This is a genomic window from Bacillus sp. NPDC057893, from assembly GCF_042796455.1.
Lineage (GTDB): Bacteria > Bacillota > Bacilli > Bacillales > Bacillaceae_G > Bacillus_A.
In genome coordinates this window covers 168,702-188,173 of the sequence record NZ_JBHVNG010000002.1, presented here as the reverse complement: position 1 = coordinate 188,173, position 19,472 = coordinate 168,702, and the positions used below count along the sequence as shown (strand labels likewise).

Below are 19,472 nucleotides of genomic sequence, written 5' to 3'. Positions count from 1 at the left end.
TTTTAAGCTAGACAAGCATTAAAAATTTAATCTACCTAAAAAATATTACTATCCTTTAAATAATCATACAGCTTATTATCCACCGATTTCTCCATAATCATATTCATCGTAACAACCGGTAGTTCTTTTCCACTTTTATCTTGCATTTCAGTTTGTTCTACACTTGCTTTATCAGGTCTCGCTTTTCCTAAATAGTAAAAGTCGCTTCCCTCGTCATCATCTTTTTTCACAAAAATATGGACATCAATATTATTTTCTTTAGCATCAATAATTGTTTGAACTTCCTTTGACTTTAATGTTCTATTACTTCTTGTATACCATTTAAGAACATCTTGATTAAGGAATTCATCACCGTAGTTCACACTGGATTCTACCTCATCGTTTTTATGATATGTGACAAATATTGGGCAAGTAGAGTATTTGGTTTTATAGCCATACATAGTTGAAGTCTCATCAATGTGCCAATTTAAAAGTTTACATGCATCTTTTCTTGAGTATTTTTTATATATAGTAAGGTTACTATCACACTCATAGTTTTTGTTCTTTTCTTTCGCACTTTTAATGATGTCCATTACCATACACTTGAAGTATTCATTCTTTTCTAAACTTTCTCGGATTAGATCATTAAACATGTACGTATTATCTTCTTGCAATACGAGAATTGGCTTTTCACCATATTTTTTCTGGTTATTCTGTGTGAAAAATGATAACTCAAAAACCCGCTGCACAGACGTAATCGTATCATCATCTGTTAAGCAATTAGATTTTTTAAGTTGTTTTAAATACTCATCTTTATCAACTTTTCCTTGCTTTAGTAACAATTCTAATAAAACAATTTCATTTTTACGTTTTCCATTTAATACTTCTAATGAAAACATTGTTAAAACTTTATTTTCGTACTCTGTTAATGCAGGGACATCCTCTTTCATTTTCAATAGAAACTGATAATAATTCGAATATCCTTCCACAAGTACAACTGGATCAATAGAATGGTTTACTATAAAGTCATATAGATATGGAATTCTTCCTATTCTATTTTTCAACTCACCAAAAGCTTCTTTTAATATTTTCATTGCTGTTAAATTACTATCGTTAATCGCTTTAAAGATTTGCTTTTTCGCTATCTCTTCAAAGTTAACTGTTGAAATGCCTTTAATATAACTCGTGTCATTTGTATATCTACGTATATTATCTTTATTTTGTGATCTATCCCCTGAAAGAGCAATCGGAATTAAATAGTTGTTTTTATAGTTTCCAATAAAATCAATAATCGTAACAAAATCTTTCGAATTGTGTTTTCGAAGCCCACGCCCCAGCTGCTGTATAAAGATAATACTTGATTGAGTTTGTCTTAACATAACAACTTGGTTCACACTTGGAATATCAATTCCTTCATTAAAAATATCTACTGTTAAAATATAATCAAGTATGCCATTTTCTAATTGGTTCACACGCAGTTCTCTTTCCTGTTGTGAATGATCGCCGGTTAATGCAAATGTGCGAAAACCTTTGTTATTTAAAGCATGTGATAATTGTTCAGCCTCATCTTTTCGGCTGCAAAACATTAATCCTGTTACCTTTTCACCAGAAAAACCATAGTATTTTACTTTTTCAACTATATGATCCACCCGTTCTTCCGTAACAAGTTTAGATAAAACCGTAGTGTCATCTATCTTTTCACCATTATATTCAAAATCAGTTACTCCAAAATAATGGAAAGGACAAAGCATATCTTCTTCAAGTGCTTCTTGCAAACGAATCTCATAAGCAATGTTGTAATCAAAGAGCTCATAAATATTAAAATTATCTGTACGTTCAGGTGTAGCAGTCATTCCCATTAAAAATTTAGGTTTAAAATAATCAATAACCCTATGATAAGAACTAGCACCAGCTTTATGAACTTCATCTATTAAAATATAATCGAATAGCTCAGGATCAAATTGATGTAAAGTGTCCTCTTTTGAAATAGTTTGGATCGTCGCAAATAAATATTTAGCATTCATTTGCTTATTTGATCCTGATAAAATCCCAAAATCCTCATCGGCTCCACCAAGAACTTTTTGAAAATCTGATTTTGCTTTATTTAATATTTGCTCTCGATGAACAATAAATAGCATCCGTTTAGGTGCAAAATTTCTGACATCAAATGCTGAAAGATATGTCTTCCCCGTTCCTGTTGCAGAGATAACTAATCCTTTTTCTTTTCCAGCGTCTCGAATAGCTTGTATTTCTTTTAACGCAGCTTGTTGCATTTTATTTGGAGTAATTTTCAAAGCTTCTTCAATTGAATTATGATATTGACCAGGTAATTCTATAACTCGATCTAGTAACTTATTTTCTGCAACTTGTTCATATATTGTTTCGTAATTTCCAATTAACTCTTCAGTTAATACTTGAGAATGCTCCCAAACTTCTTCAAATTGATTCTTAAAATGCTGTACAATCTCTCCATCTTCATGCGATGTTAACTTAACGTTCCATTCATAGTTTACCTTCAAAGCATGTGCAGTCAGATTTGAACTACCGACAATTAATGAACAATGTGTTTTGTTATCAAATATGTATCCCTTTGAATGAAAACCAGATAAATTTGTTAATCTTACTTCTACATTTTCAAGTTTCATTAACTCTCTAAACACTTTTGGTGTATTAAAATTTAAGAATGTAGATGTTAATATACGTCCTTTAACCCCTTTTTGTTTAAGATCAAGGAAATGTGATTTTAAAGTCGCTAGCCCACTTTCCGTAATAAAAGCCACTGAGAAAATAAAGGCTGTACTATTTTCAAGCTCTTCCAACAATGAGCTTAAAACATTTTCATTTTTCTTCGTATTGTTTACTAATAATTTAGGCTTATATATTCCAGGATGATTATGTTCTTGATCAATAAATCCTTTATATAAAGACCCTTCTAACTTTTGAATGAAATTCTCCATATGATCACCATTTATGACAAATTTTTATACTAATTGTATTACTCACTGATTTAAAGTGCAAATTTATTACAATAAAAAAACTATCCGCATAAAACGAATAGTTTTTAATCAAATCACTTTACAAGCGATTCTTTTGATAATTTCTCAATAGTTGGGATATCCGCAGGTGCCCACTCTAAATCTGCCAGTTCATTCGGATATAACCATTTAATTGCTACGTGCTCAGTTAAAACCGGACTTCCTTCAACAAGTTTACAATAAAAAGTTTTCAAATGAACAATACCAAAATCATACTCATAGGCTGTATAATCAATTTGTTCACCAATCTGCACGCTACAATGCATTTCTTCATCGATTTCACGCTTTAACGCCTCTTGAGGTGTTTCTCCCTCTTCTATTTTCCCACCTGGAAATTCCCACATAAGAGGTAGCGATTTAGATGGCCCTCTTTGTGCACATAAAATTTTCTCATCTTGGACAATTACTGCTCCAACAACATAAATATTTTTCTTCATTATATCCTCCTTAAATCTCACAGAAACTCTATAATTTACGTTCCCACACCTTATAGACTGAAAAATGCCTTTTATATCTTTTAACGACTAATATATTTTTAAACAGTAAGACAGAATTTATCTATTCCTATCTAGCACCTTTAATGTAATTAGCCTAACACTCTCATCTCTTTTATATTATATAGAAGTAACTACAAAAATAAAGCATGATCGAATACTTCCCTCTTAAGCCTCTTTTTTCACCATCTCCTCATACCTAAAATCACATTCCTCGAAAAACACCCTACTCTCTCCACTATTCTTATAAAAAGAATTCCAACCCCTCTCCCCCAAAATCCCCTTCCAAGTATCACTCTGGGCCATCCTCTTAATAACATCATCCCAATAAGCAACCTCTTCCTCCGTCATATCTTTCGGTCCCATAATCCCTTTCCAATGCTGGAAAACAACGTCGATTCCTTGTTCTTTCCATGTTGGAATTTCAGGTAATCGGTCTAGCCGTTTTTCGGAGGATACGGCTAGTATTTTTATTTTGCCGGCTTTGTATTGTTTTTCGGCTTCGGATAGGGTCATTGTTGCGGCGTTAATTTGTTTGTTCGTTAGGGCATTTATGATTTTTTCTTTGTTTTCGTAGACGAAGAATTGTAGTTCGGCAGGGTTTATGCCGAACTCTTTGCTTACTTGTACGAAGGATAGGTGATCGTCGTTTCCTAGGCCTGGGCAACTCCGATTTTGAAGTTTTTCTTGTCTTGTTTTAGTTGTTCTATTAGTTGGTTTGCGTTTTCTATGTTTGAGTCTTTTGATACGACAACGACTTCCCAGTCTGATGCAAGTAGCGCGAGTGGTGTGAAGTCTTTATATGTTAGTTTACTGTGGCCTAGTAGGTTGTTCGTTATGAGTAAGCTTGAGTTAATCGCCAGTACGTGACCGCCTTTTTGTTTCGTATATTTCCATCCGACATCACCGCTCCCGCCTACTTTGTTTGTGACAGTGATTGGTTTTGTGAAGATTTTTTCTTCTGTTAGCGTTTTTTGCATCGCTCGCGCTGTTAAGTCCCATCCCGCTCCTTGAACATTTGGCGCAACGATTTCTACTTTGTCTATGTTTACTGTATTCGTTTGAGATTTTTCCGAGGAACAACCAGCTATTACTCCTGTCATAATCCATATACATAGTAATAATCGTTTTTTCATAGTCCTCGTCCTATTCGATATTTTCGTTCTGGTCGTCCGATAATGCCGTATGTGTACTCTACTGTACATTCATTTGTCGCTACTAGGTATTCTAAATATCTTCTTGCGGTTGTTCTGGAGGCTCCCATTTGTTCTCCCATTTCTTCTATTTATATGTAGAGGTTTTTGTATGACGAAAAAACACGTAGTTCCATTGTTATTTTACAAACCCCAAATTCTTCCTCATCTTAAAGTGGAACAAATTTATCCCTTAGATTGTCTAATAAGTGTATTTCTAATATTAGTTGTCCAGATTGGATACAACATATCCCGTTTGACATCTATTTTTATGAATTACAAAAAAATGAAAGGACTTATTATCCCAAAAGTAAAAAATATGTATTGTAATACTTTCACAGGTGAACCATTACAAGTGAAAACAAAAAAGAAACAACCCAACCCGTGACTTATCAATCATATAAAGTGAAACTTTAATCAGTGGGGGTTTTGTTCATCCCCCACTGATTATTAGCCTTCACCAATCGGGCTTTTACGGGCTGTTGATCCCCTGCCTAACTTCTTTGCTTCCGCTGAATTTTGAGGTGGGGGTTTTACTGCCCGTTAATGCGGGATAAACGTTTTGGATGTCATTTAACCTGTGAAATTTTAGCTGCAGTAGTATTGTTACCCTATGCCATCCTTAATTGCATTGGTATTTAGAATACCTAGACAAAATCCATATATTCTTGAAAGAGGTTGAAAATTTATGTTCGTTTTAAACAAGTTCTTTAACATTTTACATTACAAAAAGATTGTACCTGTAGTATTACTTTCATGTGTATCACTTATAGGCTGTTCCAATAGTAACACTCAATCTGAACCACCTAAACAAACGAATCAAGCTAATCAAATTAAACAAGAAAATACAGGTAATCAATCTTTCGCTAAACTTGAAAAAGAATATGATGCTAAGCTTGGTATTTATGCACTGGACACAGGTACGAATCAAACTGTTGCTTATCATTCAGATGATCGTTTTGCATTTGCATCCACATCTAAATCATTAGCTGTGGGCGCTCTTTTACGCAAGAACTCATTAGAAGCTCTTGATCAAAGGATTACGTATACTCATGAAGATCTTTCTAATTATAATCCAATTACTGAAAAGCATGTTGATACAGGAATGACGTTAAAAGAACTTGCAGATGCTTCTGTTCGATATAGTGACAGCACAGCACATAATTTAATTCTTAAACAGTTAGGGGGACCCTCTGAATTTGAAAAAATCTTGAGAGAAATGGGAGATACTGTTACTACTTCAGAACGATTTGAACCTGAATTAAATGAAGTGCATCCAGGAGAAACACACGATACCAGTACACCAGAAGCGATAGCTAAGACACTTCAATCATTTACATTAGGAACTGCACTTCCAATAGAAAAACGTGAACTATTAGTAGATTGGATGAAGAGAAATACAACTGGAGATAAATTGATTCGTGCGGGCGTACCAAAAGGCTGGGAAGTAGCTGATAAAACAGGCGCGGGATCTTACGGAACAAGAAATGATATCGCAATTATTTGGCCACCAAATAAAAAGCCGATTGTTCTTGCTATACTTTCTAATCATGATAAAGAAGATGCTAAATACGATGATAAACTTATTGCAGACGCAACCAAAGTCGTGTTAAATACCTTAAAAGCTACGGAATAAATGATAATAGGTTAAAAGTTTTCTATTTTAGGCGGGTGTTTTCTCTAGTGGGAGTTGCACCGCATTTTCATCAACTAAAAATTTAATAGTGTCCCAAAAACGAAAATTGGTGCTAACTTGTAATAAAAAGCTCATTTTTATTGTTTGGGGATAAATCGTTCTTTAAGCTTGATGGCGATTTGGTGCTATCCCTAAAACATCTGGACTGTAATAGTCAACTAAAAAATGCAAACAAAAAGACCTTTAATCAGTCGTTTTGTTTGCATTTCCTTTTTCTAAAACCACAGAAAAGATAAGTACTATAGTTAACACCATAATAAACCTTACTTCACTTCCATCACTTACAAAAAATGAATACAAAGTATAAATTAAAATTAATATTCCATAAATAACTTTGTGCAATGAACTCTCCCCCTTTTTGCCGTATATATTTTAGTGTAAAAATTTAATTCAAGCCCTATATGAAAATGAAAATAAAAAGCACCTGTGATATACACAAAGTGCTTTTCTCTTGTCAATTTATCTATTTTCACTATATTTATCTATTTTCTTTTTATAACTCAAATTTCTTCGAATCGTACTTTTCTAGAGTTTGCTGCAATTCATTTTGTTCATATGGAATATGTTGATCTGTCTGTACATCTTCAACATTTTCTCCACCTGTTAATAATCTCCTGTACTTAAAAGAGTGCCCTGTTAATACTGTTTTAATCATTTTGTATTGCCCTCCTTTTTTGATTACTTGTATCATAAAACAAGTATCTGAAGTTGATATGTAGTTTATCTAGAGTGTATGTAAATTTAAAAAATCTCTAATAAAATGTTTATGTTGTAACGTTACCACCAAAACTAGTGCTTCAAACACCATGATTTGAAGAGACAGTAACCCATATTCTAGCTTGAATTCCCGCTACAGTTCTATATTGAGTAAAACCGGTTGATTCCTATAATATAAAAAGAGCACCACTTTTTGGATGCTCTTCGTTATAACTATATATTATTTAATTTCCTTCTTTTGTTGGTACCATTTTTCCTTCTTGAGAGTCTGTGCCCTCTGTTCTTTCAACAGTTTTTGCATGCTCTGGTTTTTCAGGGGCTCCCATTTCAAATCCAGGTTGAGAATCTGTACCTTCTTTTGTTGGTACCATTTTTCCTTCTTGAGAGTCTGTACCTTCTGTTCTTTCAACAGTTTTTGCGTCTCCTTTAGGAGTTGCTGGCACTGCATCTTTAGGTAAATCAAAGTTTTGTGAGAAAGACGTTGTTCCATCTGCACTCTGTGTAATTACTTGATTTGAACTATCTTCATTTGATTTTAAATTGTCCATTTTCGCATCATCTGCACCTACTGCACCTCCCGCTACCAATCCTGTACTTAAAAGTGCTCCTGCTAATAATGTTTTAATCATTTTTCATTACCTCCTGTTTATTTGTAATATTCATCAAAAAAGTATCTAGAGTTAATGTTTTAGTCATTATCTTTATCTACTTGCTTTTTGATTACATTTAGCATAAGACAAGAATCTATAGTTGATATGGACTGTATCTGGAGATTATGTAAAGAAAAATAGATGATCAATTGTATATCCTAATGGATGCTTAGACAAGATTGAAACTTTATATGAGTTTGAACAATTGAGTTCCCCTTTGTTTTTGGGTGTGAGGTTTTTAGCTGGAGTGGAGTGAGGGACTAACCTTTTCTAATTTGAAAGCAAACTTTTTATTATTAGTTTACATTCAAAACACTGTAAATAAAGATGTTAAAAATCCGTGAACAAAAAACCACATCTCATTGATGTCCACCCCATCAGAAGTATGGAAGGGAATTAAATATAATCCTTCCCTGCCTTTATGCATTAAGATAGAAAAAATTATAAAGTGAAACTTTAATCAGTGGGGGTTTTGTTCATCCCCCACTGATTATTAGCCTTCACCAATCGGGCGTTTACGGGCAGTCGATCTCCCACCTAACTTCTTTGCTCCACCTGAATTTTGAGGTGGGAGTTTTACTGCCCGGCAAATAGCGGGATAAATATAGACTTAAATATTTTTTTGAAAGGATATTGTTTATTATATAAATTATTTAACGCTACAAGCCATACCAGCTATCATATTACCAACTGAAATACCACCAGGTCCCCCGGGTGCTCTCTCTCTAAAACAAATGACAAGCCACCTCATGCCCCTTCGCAATCTCCACCATCTTCGGTACTTCCTGTGCGCATTTTTCAGTGGCGAATTTGCAGCGTGTTCTGAATTTGCAGCCGGATGGTGAGTTTAGTGGGCTTGGTACTTCTCCCTCTAGGATGATCCGTTCTTTGCCTGTGTTTGTTGGATCTGGTTCTGGCATGGATGAGAGTAGTGCTTGTGTGTATGGATGTGCCGGTTTTGTGTATAGGTCTTCGCTGTCGGCAATTTCTACTATGTTTCCTAAGTACATGACTCCGATTCGGTCTGATATGTGTCTTACCATGGATAGGTCATGTGCGATGAATAAGTATGTGACGCCTGTTTCTTCTTGAATATCCTGCAGCATGTTTACGACTTGTGCTTGGACTGAGACATCTAGTGCTGAGATTGGTTCGTCACATAGGATGAAGTCTGGTTTTACAGATAGTGCGCGCGCGATGCTGATGCGCTGTCTTTGGCCTCCGCTAAATTCATGCGGGTAGCGATATAGGTGTTCTTCTTTTAGGCCTACTTTTTTGAGAAGGTCTAAAATGATTTCTTTTCTTTCCTCTTCTTTGTAAGAGCCGTGAATGTTCATCGGTTCGCTAATAATTTGGAACACGTTCATCGTCGGATTTAATGATGCATATGGGTCTTGGAAAATGATTTGCATTCTTTTTCGATATTCTTTTAGTTCACTTTCTTTTAGATCTGCGATATCTTTTCCGTCGAATAGGATGTTACCTGAAGTGACATCGTGTAAACGAATGATGCTTCTTCCTGTCGTTGATTTTCCGCAGCCGGATTCTCCTACTAGTCCGAATGTTTCACCCTTTTTAATTGTGAAGCTTAAGTCATCGACTGCTTTTAATTGCTCTGTTTTTCTGCCAAATAGTCCTTTTTTAATAGGAAAATACTTTTTTAAGTTCCGAACTTCAATTAAGTTTTCTTCATGCATGGGAATCACCTACCGCCCTATCGTTTAACCAGCACATAGAGCGTCTTCCGTTTCCGATTTCAAAATATGGTGGACGTTCTTTTTCACAAATGTCCATTTTATGTGGGCAACGCTCTGCGAATGGGCATCCTTTCGGCGGGTGTAGTAAGTTTGGCGTTACACCTTGAATTGGCGCTAGTCTTTCTTTTACTCCGTTCGATATTTTTGGCAGAGAGTTTAATAACCCTTTCGTGTATGGATGATTCGGCGTTTGGAAAATATCAAGTACATGTCCTTCTTCCATAATAAGTCCGCCGTACATAACGATGACGCGTGTACAGTTTTGCGCGACAATTCCAAGATCATGCGTGATGAGCAATAACGACATATTCGTTTCATTTTTTAAGTTTTTCATTAAGTCTAGTATTTGCGCTTGTATCGTTACATCAAGCGCTGTCGTCGGTTCATCCGCAATGAGAAGGTCTGGGTTACAAGACATCGCCATTGCGATCATAACCCGCTGCTTCATACCGCCACTTAGTTCATGCGGATATTGTTTTACCCTTTCTTCTGGTGAAGAAAGACCAACTTGTTTTAGCAAGTTGACCGCGATATTTTGCGCTTCTTTCTTTTTCACTTTTTGATGCCGAATAATTACTTCCGTCATTTGCTTCCCAATTTTCACAACTGGGTTTAATGCCGACATTGGATCCTGGGATATAAGTGAAATTTGATTTCCTCTAATAGAGCGTAATTCTTTCTCCGATTTAGAAAGCACGTTTTCATTTTGAAAAAGAATCTCTCCTTCTTTCACTTTCCCTGGTGACGTAACGAGAGCCATAACAGATTTCGCCATAACACTCTTTCCGCTTCCCGATTCGCCAACAATCCCAACGACTTCTCCTTTATTTAAATGAAATGAAACGCCGCGAACAGCTTCTACTTCACCACTTTCTATGAAAAAAGAAGTCTTTAAATTTTTCACTTCTAATAGTTTTTCAGACACGCTTCTCACTCCTTTCACTTAACACTTTAGTTCTCATTCCCAGCTCCTTTTGGTGCGAAAGCTTTCTTGAGCGCTTCACCGATTACGTTAAAACTTAGTACTGTTAGAAGGATAAGGAACCCTGGGAAGAGTATTAAATACCAAGCTTCACCTATGTATCCTTGCGCATTATTTAGCATGCTGCCCCAAGAAGAATCTGGTTCTCTAATACCTAAACCTAAGAAGCTAAGTGATGATTCCATTAAAATAGATGTCGCAATTGTTAATGTCGCAGCGATTATAATGGTCGATAAAATGTTTGGAATGATGTGTCTTACAATAATCATGAGTGATTTTTGCCCAGATACTTTTGCATATAAAACGTACTCACGCTCTTTTACAGATAACGTTTCTGCCCTTACGATACGCGCGGTATCCATCCACGTCAGTAATCCAATAATAAGAACAAGCGTTGTAATTCCTGGTTTTAAATAAGCATTTAATAGTAGCATTAAAAAGAATGATGGAATTGACATAAGAACTTCAACAATTCGCATTAAGAAGTTGTCTAACTTTCCGCCAAAATATCCGCTAATTGTTCCTACTGCGGTTCCGATTGTAATGGAAACAACCATCGCTAGAAAACCAACCGCAAGCGAAACTCGTCCGCCATATAACGCTCTCGTTAAGTAATCCCTTCCGTAATCGTCTGTGCCGAAAGGATGACTTAAACTCGGTTCTTGTAAACGATCTGGAATTGACATTTTACTAGGATCGTACGGTGATATGAATGCGAAAAGAGACGCAATTGTTAAAACACCAAGTATAATAACTCCCATTACTACAAACTTATTTTTTGTAAAACTACTTTTTATCGTTTGAAATCTCCTATTATTCATTCCAAATCACCCCCTCATTCGAATGCGCGGATCTACTACGCCATATAAAATATCAGCAATTAAATTACCGAGAATTAACATGAATGATGATAGTAATGTAATTGCCATAATAATTGGATAATCAAATCTAAAAATAGCATTCACCCCGAGTGAACCAAGTCCCGGCCATGAGAATACTGTTTCCGTAATGAACGCTCCGCCTACTAAACTTGGAATGGATAAGCCGAAGATTGTAATGATCGGTATTAATACGTTTCGAAGTACGTGATTAAATAAAACTGTTTTCTTTGAAGCGCCGTACGCATATTGAATTTGTACGTAATCTTCTTCTAATTGCTGGATGGTACTTGATCGAATATATCTCATATAAACAGAGACGTTTTGGAACGCTAGCACCATACAAGGTAAAATGCCGTGCTGGACAATATCCCAGAATGAATCTTGACCGACTGTACGCATACCCATACTCGGAAGCATGTTCAATTTTAAAGAGAATAAGTAGATTAATAGTAACGCGAACCAAAAGACTGGCATTGAGATTCCCACATAGGAGATGAAGTTCACGATGCGGTCAAAGATAGAATTCTTTTTCACACCTGTAAATAGCCCAAGTGGTATTGCGATTACAAATGAGACGAGTAAAGAGGATCCCATTAACCCAATTGTTGCGGGTAATCTTTCTGTGATAAGTTCTAAAACAGGGCGGTGATTTTGAAGTGAGTATCCAAAGTTCCCTGTTAAAATATTTTTTAACCATAAAATATATTGCATGTAAATCGGTTGATCTAGTCCTAAACTTTTGCGAATACGCTCAACGTCAATCGGGCTCATATTCGGCGTTACAAAGTTTCGAACGGGATCGCCCGGCGCTAGTTTTATTAATAGAAAAGAAATAATAGAAATAACAAATAAAAGCGGAATTGCATTTAAAAGCCTCTTTGCAATTACTTTATACACAAACTTCCCCCCTCAAGATAAAGTGAAACTTTAATCAGTCCGTTAAAGCGGGATAAAGAAGCTGATTTCCACCAGCTTCTTCATAGTTGCTTATTTCACTTCATAAATCTTCGATAGATCTTCAAACATTGTAACTGGAATTGCTTTTGCTTCTTTTAATCCATCAAACTTTTTATCTACTGCAATAACTGCTTTTGGATATGCGATTGGAAGATAAGGTAAGTCTTCTCTCGCTGTATCTTGAATTTTATGGTATAGCTCTGCGCGTTTCGTTTTATCTGTTTCAACTGCAGCTTCTTCCCATAACTTATCAAAGTCAGCATTTTTATAACGTGCATAATTGTATTCTGCATTACTTAAGAATAAGCTCTTATATGAATCTGGCTCTGGTCCCATTATGTAACCACCGAATGTAATGTCATATTCTTTATTCTCTTTATCTAAGCCTTTTTCACTTGCCGCACTAGCATCTAATGCATTTAGTTCAACTTGTAAGCCAACTTCTTGTAATTTTTGTTGTGTATATAGCGCTAAGCTTTCCATAATTTTATTATTCGTTACATACATAACGCGTACTTTTTCTTTATCTTTCACACCAGCTTTTGCTAATAAATCTTTCGCTTCTTTTTGATCATACTTATACTCTTTTATGTCTTTTGCATAATACATAGCGTCTGGCGTTAAGATTGAATTTGCCGGTTCTGCAAATTGACTAGAAACGAATGCTGAGTTAATCATTTCTTTCTTATCTAATGCATGCGCAATCGCTTGGCGCACTTCTTTTTTCTTCATAAGGTCTGTATTAAAGTTATAAGCTAAGTAGAATAATCTACCTTCAGGGAATGTCACCATCGAGAAGTTCCCAGTGCTATCTAATTTCTTAAAGTCTTGCGGCTCAATCATCTTCATATTGATTTGACCATTTTGAAGTGAAACATTTGCTGTATTACGATCTTTTACAACGCGGTACACGACAGAATCTAATTTCGCTTTACCAGCAAAATAATCATCGAATCGCTCTAGCGCAACATATTCATCTGATTTAAACTCTTTTAATTTAAATGGACCTGAGCCTACAGGTTGTAGGTTTTTCTTACTCTTCACTAAATCCGCTTCACCTTCAAATACATGTTTCGGAATTGGGAAGAAATCATTCATAACCCCTTCGAAAGATGCACTTACTTGTGGTAAAACGAATTGAGTCGTTAGCTCATCCACTTTTTTCACCTCAAGCGGCTTCCCTTTAAAAATAAAGTTTTCACGGCTTGAACTATTTTGCTTCTCATCTAAAATAGATTGGAATGTAAATACAATATCGTCTGATGTAATTTTCTTACCATCATGCCATTTCAAATTATCTTTTAGTTTTAAAGTCCATGTTAATTGATCTTCTGAAGGCGTAAAGCTCTCAGCAAGAACAAACTTTTTCTTACCGTCTTCCATATGATACAGCGGTGCATATAAAGCTTGCTGTATCGTCAATGACACACGATCATTCGCATAAAGCGGGTTCATCGTATCTGGATTATCACTAACACCAACTGTTAACGTTCCTCCATCTTTCGGAGTCCCTGATTTACTAGTGTTCGCTTGCTTCGAAGAATCTTTCTCCCCTGAGCAAGCCGCTAATGCAATAAGTAATAGTAGGACAAATGGTAATGCAAATAACTTCCGTTTCATCTTTCGGCCCCCTCGAACTATTTATACCCATAAGAAAACTCGGATTTAATCCCGAGTTTTCTTATAAGTTTTAAATTACCACTACCCGTATATAAAGTCAAACTTTTTTGTAAATGTGGAAAGTTTGAAATCTATTAACAGAAACAAATACTATATCCCCACAAAAAAAGACCACCAAAAGGCAGTCTCTCAAAACTCAATCCTATTCCCCAAACCACGCTCCACCGCTTTTTCATATAAATACTTCGCAACGATAATATCTACTACCGCCAAACCAACTGATTTAAAAATAGTAATCTCTTCATCATTTTCTCGGCCAGGTCTTTCTCCACTTATAATTTGACCAAGTTCGGCGTGGAGATCGTTTGCTTTAAATAGACCTTCCTTTATCGGAACTTGGAGGTCGCCTGTTTCTTCTAGTGCTGCTTCTTTTGATTCGACTATTACTTTGTTTGCGTTAGCGATGGCGTGTGATGGTAGTTCTTGCATGCTCGGTCTAAATGAACCGACGGCGTTTACGTGGACGCCTTGTTGTAGTTTTTCTGAGAAGACTGGTGTGGATGCGTTCGTTGTTGTGACGATGATGTCTGCTTCACTTATTGCTTCATTTGGATTTGTGTAAACGTAAGCCGGTTTGCTGAATTTTTCTTGTATATATTGCGCAAATGCATACGCTTTTTCTTCTGTTCGGTTGTATAAATTGATTTTTTCGATGTCCCTAACAGCGAGTACAGCTTCAGCGATTCCTTTCGCCTGTTCACCGGTGCCGATGATGCATAAAGTTTTGGCGTTATGACGAGCTAAATGTTTTGTCGCTACTCCTGATAAGGCACCTGTTCGGATCATTGTTAAATAGGAGCCTTCTAAAAGTGCGAGTGGTTCTCCCGTTTGAAAGTCTGATAGCATAACAATCCCGTTTATCGTTTTCTTTCCTATCTTTTTGTTCTGCGGGACTACTGTTACTACTTTTAAACCGAGTGCCTCAAGTCCTTCCGCTACTGAAGGCATAATTAACGCGGTATTTTGTTCGTTCGCAAATGGTAATGAGCCGCGAATTGGTGTAATCGTTCTTTCTGCGGAAAATTCTTGTAAAGCAAGCGCCGCGTATTCAATGACTTCGTTCATATTTATTAAGTTTCTTTGTTCGTTCGCGCTTATGACTAGCATATCTTTCCACCTCCTCCTTCTATCCTAACAAAAACCCCCGATTCAACACATCCCTCGGATCTACAACAAACTGGTGGAATCCTGTAATAAATGCATTCCCCGTCACTTTCGGAACGACTGCTTCATATTTATCTACCGCTGTTACAGATAATACTTCTCCCTCAAATTGGCCGTCAGTGATACATTCGTGGATGAAAGTTTCTCCCTTTTGTAAGGCATCTTTTTCAAAAAGGGTTGCGATTCTTGCGGAAGTTCCTGTGCCGCAAGGAGAACGGTCTACTTGCCCGTCAGCGAAGATCGTTACATTCCGTAAAGTAGCGTCTTCTCCTTTCGGTTCATCTGAGAAAATAACGCCGTATATTCCTTTTAGATCTTCTTCAAGTGGATGTTTTACTTCCATTTGACTCTCAATGTAGTGCTTAATTTTACCGCCCCATGTTTGAATAGCAGCTAAGTCTTTGAAATCGACTTTCAAACCAAATTCTTTACTATCTACAATAGCGTAGAATGCTCCGCCAAATGCGATATCTACTTGAAATTCATAGTCATCTATTTTGATAGGAACGTCTTTTTTGTATACAAATGAAGGAACGTTTTCAAATGATACGGATTCAACTTCGCTCCCGTTAAATTTTGCGTACGCAATAACTTCCCCGGCAGGGCTATCAATAATGAATTTTTGTTTTTCACCTGTCACTTCAAACATACCCGTTTCAATCCCCACTGTAATAACAGCGATAATCCCGTGACCACACATCGTACTCCAGCCTTCATTGTGCATAAATAATACGCCAAAATCAGCATGAGGACTTGCGGGCGGAGTAATGATACAACCGTACATTCCGTGATGTCCTCTCGGTTCATACATAAGAATCTCACGAAGATGATCCAAATGTTCCATGCAGTACGCGCGTCTTTCTAGTTGTGTTTCTCCCTTTATCACTGGCACTCCGCCCGTAATAATTCGAAGTGGTTCCCCAGCTACGTGAGCATCAATTGTTGTGTATATTTTACTAATCTTCATTTCTATCTCTCCCCTATATGTTGATACTATTTTCATTGCAAGTATCATGCCAACGTATAAGGGCGAGATTTGTATACATTTTTCAAAAAAACATACACTACTGTCTATTTTTTTATACAGTAGACAGTCGGCGATCGTTAGCCTACAACCAATCCCACACCCGGACCACCCGAGCATCCAAAACTAAAAAAATCCCCCGAAACCAGGGGACCCCATCATACCCTAACCGCCACCACATCAGGCACTTGCTTAGCAATCTCCTCACCAATCTTTATACTAGCCGTTGCCGCCGGGGATGGTGCGTTGCAAATATGCAGAGAATTGATACCAGGGATAATACAGAAGTCATCAACCATATTTCCGTTTGATAATATAGCCTGTGCCCTTACACCTGCATGGGTTGGCACGATATCTTTCTCTGTAAGTTCTGGTATTAGGTGCTGTAAGCTTTTTAGGAATGATTGTTTACTAAATGAGCGCACCATCTCTTTTATGCCTTCTTTCATATTTGGCATCGCCATTTTCCAAAAGCCTGTGTAAGTCATTGTTTCCATGAAGTCTTTAATATCAAAGTCCGTTTTCGTATAGCCTTCGCGCTTGAAGCTTAATACTGCGTTCGGTCCTGCATGTACGTCTCCGTTGATCATTCTTGTGAAATGAACTCCTAAAAACGGGAATTCTGGATTTGGAACGGGATAGATTAAATTTTTTACAAGATGGCGTTTTTCTGGGACAAGTTCATAATATTCACCGCGGAACGGAACAATTTTCATATCCGTTAATATACCTGTCTTTTTCGCAATGCGATCGCTATGTAATCCGGCGCAGTTAATGAGAAATTTCGTTTTAAATACACCTTGATTTGTCTCAATCGTTACAGCGTCTTTCTTCTCAGTAATACGCTCCGCCACTGTTCCTACATGTATTTCTCCCCCACTTTCTTGAATTAAGCGAGCAAATGCATAACTTACTCCTCTATAATCAGCAATCCCGCAAGAAGGAACACGGATTGCCCCAAGTCCCTTTACATGAGGTTCAATTTCAGCTAATTCTTCTTTATCTATTTTTGAAATATGTAAATCGTTTTGTAAGCCTCTTTCATATAAGTTATGTAAAAGAGGAAGTTCGTCCTTTTCTGTAGCGACAATTACTTTTCCGCACATGTCATAAGCGATGTCATTTTCTTTACAAAATTGAACCATAGCTACGTTTCCTTCTTTAGCAAACTTCGCTTTATAACTCCCTGGTTTATAATAAATTCCAGAGTGAATTACTCCGCTATTATGCCCAGTTTGATGATGTGCAAGTTCCTTTTCTTTTTCAATGATCGCGATTTTTGCACGAGAGAATTTTTTCGTTAAAGCCATTCCAGTTGAAAGGCCAACAATTCCTCCGCCAATAATTATAAAGTCATACATCCTACTTCCCCCTTAATAGTATAAAAGGCAGGTCTCCTTGAGAGACCCGCCGTACATATTATTTAGAAAAACAACCACGTTGACGCATTAGTTCTCTATATAAATCTTTATTTTTTTCAAATGCAGCTCTTCCGTGCATCCAAAATAAATTGTTTAACAGAACTAAGTCACCAATTGGCAATTTTAATGCATGTGTTGCTGGTGAGTTTTCAACAGAATATGATAAGTCTTTCAGATAGTTTGCTTGTTCAATATTATCTGGATAAGCGAACTGATCAATAAAGCAAATACATGGTGCGTTATTTACATCAAAAAATGTTTCACGATAGACGATTTCTTGCGCATTTTTACTTGGTGGTGCTTTATACGTAACCTTAACAGATGCGAGCGAATGATTTCTAAATTTTTGAAGATCTTCCCAATCGTCTAAATGTAGTAAACGGGATTCCCCTCCTACTGCATTTTGCTCTTCAATTTTCATCATAAGAAGCCAATCTGTCGGTTCATCAACGAATGTACCGTCTGTATGAAGTGTAAACAATCGGTACGCTTGACGAAGGTAAGAATCACTACTATCTGTATCTTTCACATTAAATCTAGCATAATACGTTCCTGTCATTGCATCAAAGTTTGGTTCCCCGATTAAATGTGTTAACGCTGTTGCAAATTTCACGTAGTCGGCTGGATCTGCCGTTTCACCTTGTACCCCAATTGTAAATCCGCCCGTTTCACGGTCATGAACAATGCCGCGAATGTTATCCATAAATGATTGCCCAAAAATCTTTCTCATTCCATCAGCAAGATTAAACCGAGAATAAGGAATGTATTGTAATGATTGCTCTGAATGCTCTTTTACCTCTTCAAAAAACTGCTTAAGCAATTGCTGATTTAACACAATATGATATAAACGCTTATGCTCTGGATGAGGAACAATCTCATATCCCTCATATTTTTCAGCAAATTTCACCTTCGTACTTTGTTCTGTAATAATCGACATTTCAATTCCTCCCTAATTTAAATATGAAGAACTTATGGACGTTTTTTACAGACAGTTATCCGTATCTTCTTATGCTGAGATTCGGTCTTACTGCCCTAACATCGAAAAAGCCAGTTATACGCATACCACGACATAAAATCGTAGAAACGTACGACTGGCTCATAATTACGAGTGTTCTTTAATCTCTTAAAGTACAATAATAATAGACAGTTTGTATGAAAATATTTATGAAACAGGAAAGCAAGATCGAATATAGAGAAGGCTAATTTCTCATATGGACCTTATTAATTGAATAATAATTCAAAATATTCTAACTGTCAATTCATTTTTTATTATTTTCTCTACATACTTTATACATTTTAAAAATCCCCTTACTTTCTACGCACCCTCTTTTTTTCATCTCTTGTTTTACAACTTACACTTCATTTAACTTTTTCATAGTTCTTGCCTCCTCAATAAAATAAGCCAGTCGTATCTCTTTAAAAAGAAATACAACTGGCTCTCGTTTACGGTGATAAACTAGACAGTTTTTATGGTGTTGTTTCCTCGTACTCTCCTCTGGGCTGTTCATCATTTAAATAACTTACGTATTGGCGATGCAAATCCTTTACCGCACTAACGATAGCATTTTGCGCTTTTCCTTGATAATGGTCCATAATGTCTTGAACGATTTCTTCAATACCATCTTGCAAACTATGTCCTCTCAACATTTGAGCGACGAAGTCTCTACCATGTTCTGTCGCAAGCGTACATGACGCTTCAATAATGACATGATATTTATGATCTGCCTCAATTGTAATTGTTAGTGTCTCGTACATACTGCGAACAGCCATCCCTTTCGGAAGTCTCGAGTGTCCCGCCATAAAAAATGTCCCTTTACGCATATTTCATCCTCCGTTACTATG

Annotated in this window: 16 protein-coding genes and 2 pseudogenes; 1 reads left to right on the top strand and 17 read right to left on the bottom strand. The window is 36.5% G+C overall.

Annotated features, from left to right (window positions below; genetic code table 11):
* Positions 1-35 precede the first annotated feature (35 nt).
* From ACFVQC_RS09560 to ACFVQC_RS09545, 4 genes and pseudogenes are all read right to left on the bottom strand, one after another.
* Entirely contained in the window at positions 36-2,936 is a 2,901-nt protein-coding gene (locus tag ACFVQC_RS09560; RefSeq protein ID WP_377898223.1) for a DEAD/DEAH box helicase, read from the bottom strand.
* A 113-nt stretch (positions 2,937-3,049) separates the two neighbouring features.
* Positions 3,050-3,451, bottom strand: coding sequence for a (deoxy)nucleoside triphosphate pyrophosphohydrolase (locus ACFVQC_RS09555; RefSeq protein WP_002134691.1), 402 nt, complete (start codon positions 3,449-3,451; stop codon positions 3,050-3,052).
* Between the two features lie 225 nt (positions 3,452-3,676).
* Positions 3,677-4,644 (bottom strand): annotated as a pseudogene (locus ACFVQC_RS09550) (tripartite tricarboxylate transporter substrate binding protein).
* Positions 4,641-4,793 (bottom strand): annotated as a pseudogene (locus ACFVQC_RS09545) (DNA-binding response regulator); the annotation flags it as partial. The pseudogenes ACFVQC_RS09545 and ACFVQC_RS09550, both read right to left, overlap by 4 nt.
* A gap of 596 nt (positions 4,794-5,389) precedes the next feature.
* Between ACFVQC_RS09545 and blaIII the strand changes: the two are divergent.
* A complete protein-coding gene (gene blaIII, locus ACFVQC_RS09540) occupies positions 5,390-6,337 on the top strand; it encodes a class A beta-lactamase BlaIII (protein WP_002016516.1) in 948 nt (315 codons plus the stop codon).
* A 243-nt stretch (positions 6,338-6,580) separates the two neighbouring features.
* On the opposite strand, the gene ACFVQC_RS09535 is transcribed toward blaIII, so the two are convergent.
* The 13 genes from ACFVQC_RS09535 to ACFVQC_RS09475 form a co-directional block, all read right to left on the bottom strand.
* Positions 6,581-6,739, bottom strand: coding sequence for a hypothetical protein (locus ACFVQC_RS09535; RefSeq protein ID WP_002087303.1), 159 nt, complete (start codon positions 6,737-6,739; stop codon positions 6,581-6,583).
* Positions 6,740-6,890: 151 nt separating this feature from the next.
* On the bottom strand, positions 6,891-7,052 hold the full coding sequence (locus ACFVQC_RS09530) for a hypothetical protein (protein ID WP_377898222.1): 162 nt from the start codon (positions 7,050-7,052) through the stop codon (positions 6,891-6,893).
* A gap of 286 nt (positions 7,053-7,338) precedes the next feature.
* Positions 7,339-7,743 (bottom strand): hypothetical protein, encoded by a 405-nt coding sequence (locus ACFVQC_RS09525; RefSeq protein ID WP_002125610.1) that lies wholly within the window; start codon positions 7,741-7,743, stop codon positions 7,339-7,341.
* Positions 7,744-8,489: 746 nt separating this feature from the next.
* Positions 8,490-9,461: an ABC transporter ATP-binding protein gene (locus ACFVQC_RS09520; RefSeq protein ID WP_002166287.1), complete on the bottom strand. Its 972-nt coding sequence runs from the start codon at positions 9,459-9,461 to the stop codon at positions 8,490-8,492.
* Positions 9,454-10,446, bottom strand: a complete 993-nt coding sequence (locus ACFVQC_RS09515; RefSeq protein WP_377898221.1) for an ABC transporter ATP-binding protein — start codon at positions 10,444-10,446, stop codon at positions 9,454-9,456. The genes ACFVQC_RS09520 and ACFVQC_RS09515 overlap by 8 nt, the downstream gene beginning before the upstream one ends.
* A gap of 26 nt (positions 10,447-10,472) precedes the next feature.
* Positions 10,473-11,324: an ABC transporter permease gene (locus tag ACFVQC_RS09510; RefSeq protein WP_377898220.1), complete on the bottom strand. Its 852-nt coding sequence runs from the start codon at positions 11,322-11,324 to the stop codon at positions 10,473-10,475.
* Between the two features lie 6 nt (positions 11,325-11,330).
* Positions 11,331-12,281 (bottom strand): ABC transporter permease, encoded by a 951-nt coding sequence (locus ACFVQC_RS09505; protein ID WP_016094679.1) that lies wholly within the window; start codon positions 12,279-12,281, stop codon positions 11,331-11,333.
* 90 nt (positions 12,282-12,371) lie between these two features.
* Positions 12,372-13,961, bottom strand: a complete 1,590-nt coding sequence (locus ACFVQC_RS09500) for an ABC transporter substrate-binding protein (RefSeq protein ID WP_377893506.1) — start codon at positions 13,959-13,961, stop codon at positions 12,372-12,374.
* A gap of 189 nt (positions 13,962-14,150) precedes the next feature.
* Positions 14,151-15,128: an ornithine cyclodeaminase family protein gene (locus ACFVQC_RS09495; protein WP_377898219.1), complete on the bottom strand. Its 978-nt coding sequence runs from the start codon at positions 15,126-15,128 to the stop codon at positions 14,151-14,153.
* 19 nt (positions 15,129-15,147) lie between these two features.
* Complete coding sequence (locus tag ACFVQC_RS09490; protein WP_377898218.1) at positions 15,148-16,200, bottom strand: proline racemase family protein; 1,053 nt, start codon at positions 16,198-16,200, stop codon at positions 15,148-15,150.
* Positions 16,201-16,367: 167 nt separating this feature from the next.
* On the bottom strand, positions 16,368-17,570 hold the full coding sequence (gene lhgO, locus ACFVQC_RS09485; RefSeq protein ID WP_377898217.1) for an L-2-hydroxyglutarate oxidase: 1,203 nt from the start codon (positions 17,568-17,570) through the stop codon (positions 16,368-16,370).
* 58 nt (positions 17,571-17,628) lie between these two features.
* Positions 17,629-18,567, bottom strand: coding sequence for a glutarate dioxygenase GlaH (gene glaH, locus ACFVQC_RS09480; protein ID WP_377898216.1), 939 nt, complete (start codon positions 18,565-18,567; stop codon positions 17,629-17,631).
* Positions 18,568-19,097: 530 nt separating this feature from the next.
* Entirely contained in the window at positions 19,098-19,451 is a 354-nt protein-coding gene (locus ACFVQC_RS09475; RefSeq protein WP_002134650.1) for a DUF3870 domain-containing protein, read from the bottom strand.
* Positions 19,452-19,472: the final 21 nt, after the last annotated feature.